Here is a 13,648-nt window from a genome sequence, read left to right on the forward strand (position 1 = left end):
TTGAGGTCTTGATCGTCCAAGTCTCGACCGCCGGAGTGCACACGTGGATCAACTGGCGCTGGTGCTCATCTTGCTGCTCGGTGCCGTGGTCACCGTGCCCCTGGGGGACCGGCTCGGGCTGCCCGCGCCGGTCCTGATGACGTTGGCCGGCATCGGCATGGCGCTGCTGCCGTTCGTACCCAATGTGGAGATCCCGCCGGACTACATCCTTCCGCTGGTGCTCCCGCCGCTGCTCTACGCGGCCGTGCAGCGCACCTCCTGGAGGCAGTTCACGGCCAACATCCGCCCCATCCTGCTGCTCGCCGTGGCCCTGGTCTTCGTGACGACCGCGGCGGTCGCGGCGGTCGCCAACTCGTTCGTGCCGGGGCTGCCCATCGCGGCGGCCGTGGCGCTGGGGGCGCTCGTCGCGCCGCCCGACCCCGTCGCCGCGACCGCGGTCGCCGGGTCGCTCGGGCTGCCGCGCAGGCTCGTGTCGATCCTGGAGGGCGAGGGGCTCTTCAACGACGTCACGGCCATCGTGCTCTACCACGTGGCGATCACGGCGGCCGTGAGCGGCTCCTTCTCCTGGCCCTCCGCGGTGGGGCTCCTCGTCCTGTCGGCCGTGGTCGCCGTCGTGGTCGGCCTCGTGCTCGGCTGGCTCACCAACAAGCTCATGGGGATCCTCGGCGACGCCACCCTGCAGACCGGCCTCACCCTCCTCGTGCCGTTCGTCAGCTACGTGCTCGCCGAGGAGCTGCACGGATCCGGGGTGCTCGCGGTCCTCGTCACCGCGCTCTACCTGGCGGAGAACGCCGTCGACGCCGACGACGTGCTCGGCCGGATCACCGGGCAGACGTTCTGGCAGATCGTCGACACCCTGGTCACCGGCATCGCCTTCGGCCTCATCGGCCTGGAGCTGCACAACGTCTTCGGCATCGCGAGCGGCCACCAGTGGGAGATGTTCGGCTGGGGCGCGGCGATCGTCGCCGTCGTCGTCGGCGTACGCCTGCTCTGGCTGCTGCCCGCGACCTGGCTGGCCAAGCGGCTGCACAAGCTGCGCGACGTCGACGAGGAGATCCCGACCACCTGGCGCGAGACCGTCGTCATGTGGTGGTCGGGGATGCGCGGCGTGGCGTCGGTGGCGCTGGCGCTGGCCATTCCCCTCAAGACGGAGGACGGCAGTCCGTTCCCGGCCCGTGAAGAGATCATCTTCATCGCGTTCTGCGTGATCATGGCCACCCTCATCGCGCAGGGGCTCACCCTGCCCTGGCTGGTGCGCAGGCTCGGGGTGCGCGCCGACGCCGACAAGGAGCGTGAGCTGGAGCGCACGCTCGCCCTGCGCGCCGCCAAGGCGGCCAAGCGCCGCCTCAAGGAGATCGAGGAGGTCGAGGAGCTCCCCGAGGACGTCACCGAGCGGTTGCAGCGCGGGGCGTTCGACATCGGGGCCCGGATCAGTCCGGACCTGGTCGACGACGAGCGCCGCGAGCGGTACGCCAAGCGCGTCGACCGGTGGAAGGCGGTCCAGCGCATCCAGCGGGAGATGATGTCCGCCGCCCGCCACGAAGTGCTCTCCGCGCGCAGCGAACCCGGCGCCGATCCGGAGATCGTCGACCGGGTCCTGCACCATCTCGACGTACGCAGCCTGCGCTGACGAGGGGGCGCCCACGGCCCGGCCGCGGGCGCCCCCTCCCTGCTCAGCCGCGTCCCGTCCGGGGCGCGTCCGGCGTGAACCTCTCGAAGTGCGGGCGGTGGCCGTTCGGCGCGGGCTCGGCGGTGCCCGTGGTGACCCGGGGCAGCGCGTAGGTGTGGTGCTCGGTGAGCCAGCGGATCATCTGCTCGCGCACCGTGACCCGGACCGTCCATATGTCGTCCGCGTCCTTCGCGGTGACCAGGGCGCGGACCTGGATCGTCGTCGGCGTGGTGTCCGTGACCGCGAGGCCCCAGTCCCTGCCGTCCCACGCCGCGCAGTCGCGCAGGATGTCGTGGAGCCGGTCGCGCATCAGCGCGACGGGCGCCGAGTGGTCCAGCTGGAAGAAGACCGTGCCGGTCATCTCGGCGCCGCCGCGCGACCAGTTCTCGAACGGCTTCGACGTGAAGTACGACACGGGCATGGTGATGCGGCGCTCGTCCCACGTGCGGACGGTCAGGAAGGTCAGCGTGATCTCGTCGATCGTGCCCCACTCGCCGTCCACGACCACCGTGTCGCCGAGCCGCACCATGTCGCCGAAGGCGATCTGCAGCCCCGCGAAGAGGTTGCCGAGGGTGGACTGTGCCGCGACACCGGCGACGATGCCGAGGATGCCGGCGGAGGCGAGCAGCGAGGCGCCCGCGGCCTGCATGGCGGGGAACGTCAGGAGCATCGCGGCGACGGCCACGACACCGACGATCGCGGTGACCACCCGCTGGATGAGGGTCACCTGCGTACGGACGCGGCGGACGCGGGCCGGATCGCGGTGCATGGCCGCGTAGCGCGCGTACGACGATTCGACTATCGCTGCCGCGATCCGCACGACGAGCCAGGCGGTGGAGCCGATGAGGACGAGGGTGAGCGTGCGGCCGATGACTGCCGAGTGGTCCTTGGCGATCTTCGTCTGTTCGTAGGAGCCTCTCAGGATGGCGGTGCACAGGACGACTTGCAGGGGGACGCGGCAGCGGCGCAGCAGCCCCCACAGCGGGGTCTCGTGGTGCCGTTCGTCGGCCCGGCGCAGCAGTATGTCGACCAGATAGCCGACGACCACCGTGAGCACGACCGAGCCGCCGACCACGATCAACGGACGCAGTACGTTCTCCATGCCTCCGAGGGTAGGGGTACGGCCCGGATGGCACGATGGCCCCATGAACATCGTGCTTTTCCATTCGACGTACGGTCTGCGGCCCGCGGTGCACGCGGCGGCGGACCGGCTGCGTGCCGCCGGGCACGAGGTGTGGACCCCCGACCTCTTCGAGGGCCGCGTCTTCGACAGCGTCGAGGAGGGCAGGAGCTTCCAGAACGAGCTCGGCAAGGACGAGATCCTGAAGCGCGCGATCCTCGCCGCCGCGCCCTACTCGGAACGGGGCCTCGTCTACGCGGGCTTCGCGCTCGGCGCCGCGACCGCGCAGACCCTCGCCCTCGGCGACGAGAAGGCGCGCGGGCTGCTGCTCCTGCACGGCACCTCCGACCTCGCGGAGAACGCTTCCGTGGACGAGCTGCCGGTGCAGCTGCACGTCGCCGAGCCCGACCCGTTCGAGTCCGACGACTGGCTGAGCGCCTGGTACCTGCGGATGGGCCGGGCCGGCGCCGACGTGGAGATCTACCGGTACGCGGGCGCCGGGCACCTCTACACCGACCCGGATCTCGACGACTACGACGCCGAGGCCACGGAGGCGACGTGGCGCACGGCGCTCGGCTTCCTGGAGACCCTCTAGCGCTTGCTCCCGGCGGTCAGCGGACCGGGGCGTGCACGCGCTCGACCTTCTGCGTGCCGGTGAGCGTGCGGTACGAACGGGCCCAGGACGAGGTGGCCGCCGGGTCGGTCCGGTCCGAGACGACGTAGTAGTCCATCTGCGAGCGTTCGGCCGTGACGTCGAGGACGCCGTAGCCGTGCGAGTCCATGTCGAGCCACTTCACGTGGCGGTTGGCGGCCTTGAGGGCGCCCGCCGCCACGAGGGAGACGGTGTGCGGTGCGACGTGGAGCATGTCGTCTATGTTGTCGGAGCTCACCGACGTGACGACGAACTCGGTCGCGGCGGACGCCGACAGCGGATACGTGGCGGCCTTGACCGGCACGTCGTTCGCCCAGGCCATGTGGATGTCACCGGTCAGGAAGACGGTGTTGCGGATCTTGTTGTCGCGCAGGTGGGCGATGAGCTCCTTGCGGTCGTCCGTGTAGCCGTCCCACTGGTCGGTGTTGATGGCCAGGCCCTCGCCGGGCAGGCCGAGCAACTCCGCGAGGGGCTTCAGGAGATGGGCGGGCAGGGAGCCGAAGGCGACCGGCGTGATCATCACCGAGGTGCCGACCAGCTTCCAGGCCGCGTCCGAGGCGGCCAGGCCCGACTTCAGCCAGTCGAGCTGCGCACGGCCGGTGATCGTCCGGTCCGGGTCGTCGACCTCGCCGCTGCCGAACCCCGCCTGCTCGGAGCGGAAGGACCGCAGGTCGAGCAGGTGCAGATCGGCCAACTTGCCGAAGCGGACCCGGCGGTAGACGGTGCCCTCGGTCGAGGGCCGCACGGGCATCCACTCGAAGTACGCGCGCTTGGCCGCCGCCATGCGGTCCGCCCAGTCGCCCTCGGTCTCCGGCGAGTGGTTCACGGCCCCGCCCGACCAGGCGTTGTCGGCGAACTCGTGGTCGTCCCAGATCGCGATGACGGGGTGCGTGGCGTGCATCGCCTGCGCGTCGGGGTCGGTCTTGTGGACGCCGTGCCGGGTGCGGTAGTCGGCCAGCGTCCTGATCTCGTGCTTCGGCTCGTGCTGACGTACGACGTACTCGGCGGAGGGGTACTCGCCGCTCCGGTACTCGTAGAGGTAGTCGCCGAGGTGGAGGACCGCGTCGAGTTCGGTGCGGGCCGCGAGGTGGCGGTAGGGGGAGAAGTGGCCGGCCTCCCAGTTGGCGCAGGACACCACTCCGAAGCGGACACCGTGCGCGGAGGCGTCGTGCGCGGGGGTGGTGCGGGTGCGGCCCACGGGGGAGTGCACATCCCCTACGGAGAAGCGGAAGTAATAGGTGGTGGCCTGGTGCAGGCCCCTTACGTCGGCCTTGACGGTGTGGTCCGACTCCGCCCGCGCGGTGGTGCTGCCGCGGCCGACGACACGGGTGAAGCCCTTGTCCTCGGCCACCTCCCAGCTCACCTCGGTGTCGGGGCCTTTGCCGGAGCCGGGCACGGCATCCGGAGTGGGCGTCACCCGGGTCCACAGCAGGACGCCGTCGGGCAGTGGGTCGCCCGAGGCGACTCCGTGGTGGAAGGCGGGTCTCTCGGCCGCGTGGGCGGGTATGGAGGCGAGAGGGGCACCGAGGGCGGCGGTGGCTGCCGCGGCCTTGACGACCGTACGGCGGCTGGGCGCCGGGGAGTTGAGCGACGACTGAAGATCGTTTCGACTGGTCACGGGCGATCACGATACTGAGCGGTAATCGCACGAGGGGGGCGAACCCGATAAGTCCGCCCCCCCAGCCGGGATGATCAGCCCGCTACTTCGTGACGCCCGCCTTCTTCAGGGCGGCCTTCCAGGCGTCGGGGGTCTTCGGCGTCTCGATGGCCTTGTCGTTGATCTTGACGGTCGGGGTGGACTCCACGCCCTCGGCCGACTGGAAGGAGTCGCTCATCTTGAGGGCCCAGGGGTCGAAGGTCCCCTTCTCGACGGCGCTCTTGAACTTCTTGTTGTTCTTGAGGGCGTCCACGGTGTTCGCCACCTTGATCAGGTACTCGTCCTTCGCGAAGTCGTCGGTGGACTCGGAGGGGTGGTACTTCGCCGAGTACAGCGCGGTCTTGTACTCCAGGAACGCGTCGGAGCTGACGTCCAGGGCGGCACCGAGCGCGCTGAGGGCGTTCTTCGACCCCTCGCCCTGGAGGTTGTTGTCGAGGAACGTGCCGATGGTGAAGGAGAGCTTATAGTCGCCGTCCTTCATGCCCTTGTCGACCGCGGAGCCGATGGACTGCTCCATGGCCGCGCAACCGGGGCAGCGCGGGTCCTCGTACAGGTGGACCGTGTTCTTCGTGTCGGACTTGCCGATCGTGACCGTGGTGCCGTCCTTGCCGGAGGTGTTCGCCGGGGTGATCACCTTGGCGTCGGCGGCCTCCTCCCACTTCGAGGGCGCGTTGGACTGCATGACGGCGTAACCGACGCCGCCGGCTATGGCGAGCACGCCGACGATCGCACCGGCGACGATGGCGGCCCGCTTGCGCTTCTCGCGCTTGCGCTCGGCCTCCTGCTGGGCGCGGATGCGCTCGCGGGCGGCGGACTTGGCGGCCTGGCTGTTGCGCTTGCTCATGATCTTTTTCTCCGTGTGGACGAACTGCGTGGGGGTGCTGTGCTCAGGCGAAGACGGCCGAGCACGGCGGTCCACGCCGTCCCACGAAGTGCACGAGGAGCCGCGTGCGCACCGCCGGCACCCGGCGCGCGGGGCGCGGCGGGCGGCGTACGGGCATGCGGGAGGTGGCGACCGCGGCGACCGCGATCAGCAGGGGCCGGAACGTCGCGGCGGCGACCGCGCGGAGCAACTGGGACAGCGCCCGCTCGCCGCGCCGCAGCCAGGCCGCCGCGAGGAGGCCCACCCCGACGTGCGCCCCGAGCAGCAGCCAGGCCGCGCCCGGGTCCACGTCGGAGAGGAGCGCGGCGGCGCCGTGCCCCTCGGCGGTCATCCTGGCCAGCGGGGTTCCCACGGGCGCCCCGCCGCACAGCACGTCGAAGCCGACGGCGCGCAGCGGGCCCGCGACGGGGCCGCCCGCCTCGCCGTAGCAGACGTGCTGCCCCGCGGTGAACACCGTGTCGGCGGCCAGCTCCAGAGGGATCAGCAGGGCTGCGATCCGTCCGTACCCGCGCTCGCGCCCCGCCGTCGCGTACGCGATGGCGAAGACGGCGGCGGCGATCGCCGCGACGGTGGTCAGCGGCAGGGGAACGCGGGACAGCAGCACGTGCGACGCGGCGGACAGCGTCACGACGAGTGCCGTGAAGAGCGCCGCGCGCACCACTCTGAGCTGAATCCCGGATATGTCCATCGCGGAGGAGTGTGCCATGTGTTCCTGTGGGCGGTGCCTACAGCCCCGGGATCCGACCGTTGCGGAACAGGTCGACGAAGATCTGGTGGTCCGCACGCGCGCGTGCGCCGTACGAGTGCGCGAAGTCGACGAGCAGGTCCGCGAAGCCGTCCTCGTCCCCGGCGATCGCGGCGTCGATGGCGCGCTCCGTGGAGAACGGCACCAGGTCGGAGTGTCCGCTCTCGTCGTCCGCGGCGGCGTGCATCGTGGCCGTGGCACGGCCCAGGTCGGCGACGACGGAGGAGATCTCGTCGAGGTCGTCGATGTCCGACCAGTCCAGGTCCACCGCGTACGGCGACACCTCGGCGACCAGCTGGCCCGCGCCGTCCAGCTCGGTCCAGCCGAGCCAGGGGTCGGCGTGCGCCTGCAGCGCGCGCTGCGAGATGACCGTGCGGTGGCCCTCGTGCTGGAAGTAGCCACGGACCGCCGGGTCCGTGATGTGGCGCGAGACGGCGGGGGTCTGCGCCTGCTTGAGGTAGATCACGACGTCGTTCTCCAGGGCGTCGCTGTTGCCCTCCAGGAGGATGTTGTACGACGGCAGGCCCGCGGAGCCGATGCCGATGCCGCGACGGCCCACGACGTCCTTCACGCGGTACGAGTCGGGGCGGGTGAGCGAGGACTCCGGCAGCGTCTCCAGATAGCCGTCGAACGCGGCGAGGACCTTGTACCGCGTGGCGGCGTCGAGCTCGATGGAGCCGCCCCCGGCCGCGAAGCGGCGCTCGAAGTCGCGGATCTCGGTCATCGAGTCGAGCAGCCCGAACCGGGTCAGGGAACGGGCGTCGCGCAGCGCGTCCAGGAGGGGGCCCTGGGCGGTGTCCAGCGTGAAGGGCGGCACCTCGTCGCTCTTGGCGCCGGTCGCCAGGTCGTGGATCCGCTCGCGGTACGCCGCCGCGTACGTCCGCACGAGGTCGGTGATCTGGTCGTCGCCCAGCGCCTTCGTGTACCCGATCAGGGCCACGGAGGCGGCGAAGCGCTTCAGGTCCCAGGTGAAGGGGCCCACGTAGGCCTCGTCGAAGTCGTTCACGTTGAAGATCAGGCGGCCCTGCGCGTCCATGTACGTACCGAAGTTCTCGGCGTGCAGGTCGCCGTGGATCCACACCCGGCCCGTGCGGTCGTCGAGGTAGGGGCCGCCGTGCTGCTCCCGCTCCAGGTCGCCGTAGAACAGGCAGGCCGTGCCGCGGTAGAACGCGAAGGCGGAGGAGGCCATCTTCCGGAACTTGACCCGGAACGCGGCGGGGTCCGCGGCGAGCAGCTCGCCGAACGCGGTGTCGAAGACGGCGAGGATCTCCTCGCCGCGCTGCTCAGCCGTGGGCTGCGGGACCGACATCGCTGGGTGCCTCCTGGTACAGGGGTGGTGCGTGACATGTGGTGCGTGACATAAGGGCGGATGTTCCGCCCTTCAAGGACTGGGTTCCGTCCCTTCCAACGCTCGACCGTACCCCCGAGTGCCCGTCGGCTGTCAGCGCTCCGGATTAGACTTCCACGCTGTCCCCCCAGACTGTCCGCAGCCTGTAGCCCGCCGTTCTCCGGAGGCCTTCCACCGTGACCAAGCCGCCCTTCACGCACCTGCACGTGCACACCCAGTACTCGCTGCTTGACGGTGCCGCGCGGCTCAAGGACATGTTCGACGCGGCCAATGAGATGGGCATGACGCACATCGCCATGTCCGACCACGGCAACCTGCACGGGGCGTACGACTTCTTCCACTCGGCGCAGAAGGCGGGCGTCACGCCGATCATCGGGATCGAGGCGTACGTGGCGCCGGAGTCGCGCCGCAACAAGCGGAAGATCCAGTGGGGCCAGCCGCACCAGAAGCGCGACGACGTGTCCGGTTCGGGTGGTTACACGCACAAAACGATCTGGGCGGCGAACAAGACGGGCCTGCACAACCTCTTCCGGCTCTCCTCCGACGCCTATGCGGAGGGCTGGCTGCAGAAGTGGCCCCGCATGGACAGGGAGACCATCTCCCAGTGGTCGGAGGGTCTTATCGCCTCCACCGGCTGCCCCTCGGGCGAGCTGCAGACGCGGCTGCGGCTCGGCCAGTTCGACGAGGCGGTGCAGGCGGCATCGGACTACCAGGACATCTTCGGCAAGGACCGGTATTTCCTGGAGCTGATGGACCACGGCATCGACATCGAGCGCCGGGTCCGTGACGACCTGCTCCGGGTCGGCAAGAAGCTCGGCATCCCGCCCCTGGTGACGAACGACTCGCACTACACGTACGCGCACGAGTCCGTGGCGCACGACGCGCTGCTCTGCATCCAGACCGGCAAGAACCTCTCGGACCCGGACCGCTTCCGCTTCGACGGGACGGGCTACTACCTGAAGTCCACGGAGGAGATGTACGCCATCGACTCCTCGGACGCGTGGCAGGAGGGCTGCCGCAACACGCTCCTGGTGGCCGAGCAGATCGACACCACGGGCATGTTCGAGAAGCGCGACCTGATGCCGAAGTTCGACATCCCGGAGGGCTTCACCGAGGTCACCTGGTTCCAGGAGGAGGTCCGCCGCGGCATGGAGCGCCGCTACCCGGGCGGTGTCCCCGAGGACCGGCAGAAGCAGGCCGAGTACGAGATGGACATCATCATCCAGATGGGGTTCCCGGGGTACTTCCTGGTCGTCGCCGACTTCATCATGTGGGCCAAGAACAACGGCATCGCGGTCGGCCCCGGCCGAGGCTCCGCGGCCGGTTCGATCGTGGCGTACGCGATGGGCATCACCGACCTCGACCCGATCACGCACGGACTGATCTTCGAGCGGTTCCTCAACCCCGAGCGCGTCTCCATGCCCGATGTCGACATCGACTTCGACGAGCGCAGGCGCGTCGAAGTGATCAGGTACGTGACGGAGAAGTACGGCGCCGACAAGGTCGCCATGATCGGCACGTACGGCAAGATCAAGGCGAAGAACGCGATCAAGGACTCCGCGCGCGTGCTCGGATATCCGTACGCGATGGGCGACCGCCTCACCAAGGCGATGCCCGCCGACGTCCTCGGCAAGGGCATCGACCTCTCCGGCATCACCGACCCCAAGCACCCGCGCTACAGCGAAGCGGGCGAGATCCGGGGGATGTACGAGAACGAGCCGGACGTGAAGAAGGTCATCGACACCGCGAAGGGCGTCGAGGGCCTGGTCCGGCAGATGGGCGTGCACGCTGCCGGCGTGATCATGTCCAGCGAGCCGATCGTCGACCACGCCCCGCTCTGGACCCGGCACACCGACGGCGTGACCATCACGCAGTGGGACTACCCCCAGTGCGAGTCGCTCGGCCTGCTCAAGATGGACTTCCTGGGCCTGCGCAACCTCACCATCATGGACGACGCCGTCAAGATGGTGCGGGCCGGCAAGGGCATCGACCTGGAGATGCTCTCCCTCCCGCTCGACGACCCGAAGACCTTCGAACTGCTCTGCCGCGGTGACACGCTCGGCGTCTTCCAGTTCGACGGCGGCCCGATGCGCTCGCTGCTGCGCCAGATGCAGCCCGACAACTTCGAGGACATTTCCGCCGTCTCGGCCCTGTACCGGCCGGGCCCGATGGGCATGAACTCGCACACGAACTACGCCGAGCGCAAGAACGGCCGCCAGGAGATCACGCCGATCCACCCGGAGCTCGAAGAGCCCCTGAAGGAGACGCTCGGCCTCACCTACGGCCTCATCGTGTACCAGGAGCAGGTGCAGAAGGCCGCGCAGATCGTCGCCGGCTACTCGCTCGGCGAAGCCGACATCCTGCGCCGCGTGATGGGCAAGAAGAAGCCCGAGGAGCTGGAGAAGAACTTCGTCCTCTTCCAGGCGGGCGCCCGGAAGAACGGCTATTCGGACGAGGCGATCCAGGCCCTGTGGGACGTCCTGGTCCCGTTCGCCGGATACGCGTTCAACAAGGCGCACTCCTCCGCGTACGGCCTGGTCACCTACTGGACCGCCTACCTGAAGGCGAACTACCCGGCCGAGTACATGGCCGCGCTCCTCACCTCGGTGAAGGACGACAAGGACAAGTCGGCGATCTATCTCAACGAGTGCCGCCGCATGGGCATCAAGGTGCTCCCGCCGAACGTCAACGAGTCGGTGCACAACTTCGCCGCCCAGGGCGACGACGTGATCCTCTTCGGCCTGGAGGCCGTCCGCAACGTCGGCACGAACGTGGTCGAGTCGATCATCCGGTCGCGGAAGGCGAAGGGGAAGTTCACCTCCTTCCCCGACTACCTGGACAAGGTCGAGGCCACCGCCTGCAACAAGCGCACCACGGAGTCGCTGATCAAGGCGGGCGCCTTCGACACGATGGGGCACACCCGCAAGGGCCTCACCGCGCAGTACGAGCCGATGATCGACAACGTGGTCGCGGTCAAGCGCAAGGAGGCCGAGGGGCAGTTCGACCTCTTCGGAGGGATGGGGGAGGAGTCCGGCGGCGACGAGCCGGGCTTCGGGCTCGACGTGGAGTTCTCCGAGGACGAGTGGGAGAAGACCTACCTGCTCGCCCAGGAGCGCGAGATGCTCGGCCTGTACGTCTCCGACCACCCGCTCTTCGGCCTGGAGCACGTCCTGTCCGACAAGGCGGACGCGGGCATCGGGCAGCTCACCGGCGGTGACTTCTCCGACGGTTCCGTCGTGACCATCGGCGGCATCATCTCGGGCCTGCAGCGCAAGATGACCAAGCAGGGCAACGCCTGGGCGATCGCCACGGTCGAGGATCTCGCCGGTTCCATCGAGTGCATGTTCTTCCCGGCCACGTACCAGCTGGTGTCGACGCAACTCGTCGAGGACGCCGTGGTGTTCGTCAAGGGACGCCTCGACAAGCGCGAGGACGTGCCGCGGCTCGTCGCGATGGAGATGCAGGTCCCCGACCTGTCGAACGCGGGCACCAACGCGCCCGTGATCATCACCATCCCGACGGTCAAGGTGAGCCCGCCGATGATCACCCGCCTCGGGGAGGTCCTCAGCCACCACCGCGGCAACAGCGAAGTGCGGATCAAGCTCCAGGGCGCGCAGAAGACCACCGTGCTGCGGCTCGACCGGCACCGCGTGAAGCCGGACCCGGCGCTCTTCGGCGACCTGAAGGTGCTGCTCGGCCCGTCCTGCCTGGCGGGCTGACCCCGCCCCCGCTCACCGGCTGACTCATGCCATGAGGGGCGCACCCGGACCGGGTGCGCCCCTCATGCGTGCCATGTGTGCCTGGGCGCGCGTCAGTTGTGACCGAAGCGTCGCTGGTGCTTACGGGCAACATCGGCAGGGCTGCCCTGCGACTGCGACTCCATGGCGGACTGAGCCTCCGTCGCGGTCGACTTGGCCTGCTCCGAAGCCTGCTCGGCCGCCGATGCGCGGTCCTGCTGGCTGCCCTGCTTGCGGTTCTTGTTCTTGGCCATAGTGATCTTCCTCCTGAGGGGGATCTGGGGGCCAGGACGCGACCAGATTCACATATCGCGCGAAAGAGTGCATTTCGGAGAATTACCGTGCGTAATAAGGCCTGTCGGGGAGCGATCCGCCGATGCGCCACGCCGAAGATCGAGTTCCGGCCGTTAACCTCCGCCGGGTCGGGCAGACTCGAAGGGAACCCGACGCGGACCCGCACCCCTGATTCGTCGACCCGACAGGGTGTCTTCGTGGGCCTTCGAGGGAACGTCCAGAGACCTCCAGGCACGTAGCACTGTCCTGGAACCTCCAGGCACGTCAGGGAACCTCCAGGGAAAGAGGGTGGACCGCGTGGATCGCTGCATCGTCCTGGTGGACGCCGGTTATCTGCTGGGTGCCGCCGCGAGTCTCCTCGCCGGCGAACCGTCCAGGTCCCGGATCACCGTCGATCACTCCGCCCTCATCCAGGGCCTGCGCGAACGCGCGGAATCCGACACCGAGCGCCCCCTCCTGCGCATCTACTGGTTCGACGGCGCCCCCGACCGCGTCCCCCAGCCCGAACACCGGCGGCTGCGCGTCATGCCGCGCGTCACCGTCCGCCTGGGCGCCCTGACCCGCAGCGACGGCCGGTGGGCGCAGAAGGGCGTCGACGCCGCGATGCACGCCGAACTGACCGAACTGGCCCGCAACCGCGCCTGCTCCGACGTCGTGCTCGTCACCGGCGACGGCGATCTGCTGCCCGGCATGATGGCCGCCAAGGAACACGGCGTCGCCGTCCACCTGTGGGCAGTCCAGGCCGCCGACGGCGACTACAACCAGTCCGAGGACCTCGTCGCGGAGGCCGACGAACGGCGCGTACTCGACCGCGCCTGGATCACCAAGGCCGTCCGCCCCAAGGAGCTCACCGGCATCTGCGCGCCCCCGCCCGCGCCGCGCCCCGAGATCGCCGCGATCCTCTCCGCCCCCCTGCCGGAGTCCGCACTCGCCGCCGCCGCGCAGCACACCGAGGAAGAGGCCCAGGACCACCACCCCGAACCCGCCGCCAACGGCAGGCAGCCCGACGAGCACCGCATGCCGCCGGGCAAGGGCGTGCCCACTCCCAAGGACCTCGCCGCCCTGCGCGGCCCCGGCACCCAGCCCCCGCAGCACCCCACCAACGCGACACTGCGCTGGTCCTCCGACAAGGGCTGGGTCGAGCGCCCGGGCACCGCCGCCGAGGGCGCCGAGGCCGCCGCGCTGCCCACCCTCGCTCAGCTGACCACGGCCGAGCAGCGCTGGGCCGACCGCGAGGAGGACATCACCACCGTCGGCGGCGACCCCTTCGAAGTCGGTCAGGTGTTCGCGCGGCGCTGGATGGCGCGGCTCCCGGAACAGCACAGCCTGCAGAAGCTGTCGACGATGTACCCCCGCATCCCGCACCGCGTCGACGGCGAGCTGCTCCGCTACGCCGCACGGTTCGGCCTGCTCGCGCACAAGGACGACCAGATCGACGAGCACGACCGGTACGCGATCAGGGCCGGCTTCTGGCGCGAGGTCGACGCGCGCACGGCCGCCGAGCACGCGCCCGCGGGGGACCGCGCAGGTGACTGAGAAGGGA

Annotated in this window: 10 protein-coding genes; 4 read left to right on the forward strand and 6 right to left on the reverse strand. The window is 69.7% G+C overall.

Annotation, left to right across the window (positions count from 1 at the left end; all coding sequences use genetic code 11):
* The first annotated feature begins 43 nt into the window (after nt 1-43).
* Entirely contained in the window at nt 44-1,630 is a 1,587-nt protein-coding gene (locus tag AC07DO_RS05240) for a Na+/H+ antiporter (RefSeq protein ID WP_479057191.1), read from the forward strand.
* Nucleotides 1,631-1,673: 43 nt separating this feature from the next.
* On the opposite strand, the gene AC07DO_RS05245 is transcribed toward AC07DO_RS05240, so the two are convergent.
* The gene (locus AC07DO_RS05245) at nt 1,674-2,771 is read right to left on the reverse strand and encodes a mechanosensitive ion channel family protein (protein ID WP_479057192.1); all 1,098 of its coding nucleotides are present in this window, start codon (nt 2,769-2,771) and stop codon (nt 1,674-1,676) included.
* 43 nt (nt 2,772-2,814) lie between these two features.
* Here AC07DO_RS05245 and AC07DO_RS05250 point away from each other — a divergent pair, with 43 nt between their 5' ends.
* Complete coding sequence (locus tag AC07DO_RS05250; protein WP_150183625.1) at nt 2,815-3,384, forward strand: dienelactone hydrolase family protein; 570 nt, start codon at nt 2,815-2,817, stop codon at nt 3,382-3,384.
* A gap of 16 nt (nt 3,385-3,400) precedes the next feature.
* On the opposite strand, the gene AC07DO_RS05255 is transcribed toward AC07DO_RS05250, so the two are convergent.
* The 4 genes from AC07DO_RS05255 to AC07DO_RS05270 form a co-directional block, all read right to left on the reverse strand.
* Nucleotides 3,401-5,059, reverse strand: coding sequence for an alkaline phosphatase D family protein (locus AC07DO_RS05255; protein ID WP_479057195.1), 1,659 nt, complete (start codon nt 5,057-5,059; stop codon nt 3,401-3,403).
* 82 nt (nt 5,060-5,141) lie between these two features.
* A complete protein-coding gene (locus tag AC07DO_RS05260) occupies nt 5,142-5,942 on the reverse strand; it encodes a DsbA family protein (protein ID WP_479057197.1) in 801 nt (266 codons plus the stop codon).
* 43 nt (nt 5,943-5,985) lie between these two features.
* On the reverse strand, nt 5,986-6,669 hold the full coding sequence (locus tag AC07DO_RS05265; protein ID WP_479057531.1) for a hypothetical protein: 684 nt from the start codon (nt 6,667-6,669) through the stop codon (nt 5,986-5,988).
* Between the two features lie 37 nt (nt 6,670-6,706).
* Nucleotides 6,707-8,035, reverse strand: a complete 1,329-nt coding sequence (locus AC07DO_RS05270) for a DUF2252 domain-containing protein (RefSeq protein ID WP_479057198.1) — start codon at nt 8,033-8,035, stop codon at nt 6,707-6,709.
* A 215-nt stretch (nt 8,036-8,250) separates the two neighbouring features.
* Between AC07DO_RS05270 and dnaE the strand changes: the two genes are divergently transcribed.
* Complete coding sequence (gene dnaE, locus AC07DO_RS05275) at nt 8,251-11,793, forward strand: DNA polymerase III subunit alpha (protein ID WP_479057199.1); 3,543 nt, start codon at nt 8,251-8,253, stop codon at nt 11,791-11,793.
* A gap of 92 nt (nt 11,794-11,885) precedes the next feature.
* On the opposite strand, the gene AC07DO_RS05280 is transcribed toward dnaE, so the two are convergent.
* The gene (locus tag AC07DO_RS05280) at nt 11,886-12,065 is read right to left on the reverse strand and encodes a hypothetical protein (protein WP_479057201.1); all 180 of its coding nucleotides are present in this window, start codon (nt 12,063-12,065) and stop codon (nt 11,886-11,888) included.
* A gap of 337 nt (nt 12,066-12,402) precedes the next feature.
* Between AC07DO_RS05280 and AC07DO_RS05285 the strand changes: the two genes are divergently transcribed.
* Complete coding sequence (locus tag AC07DO_RS05285; RefSeq protein WP_479057203.1) at nt 12,403-13,641, forward strand: NYN domain-containing protein; 1,239 nt, start codon at nt 12,403-12,405, stop codon at nt 13,639-13,641.
* Nucleotides 13,642-13,648 lie beyond the last annotated feature (7 nt).

The sequence above is a fragment of the Streptomyces sp. NPDC045678 genome (assembly GCF_056432085.1).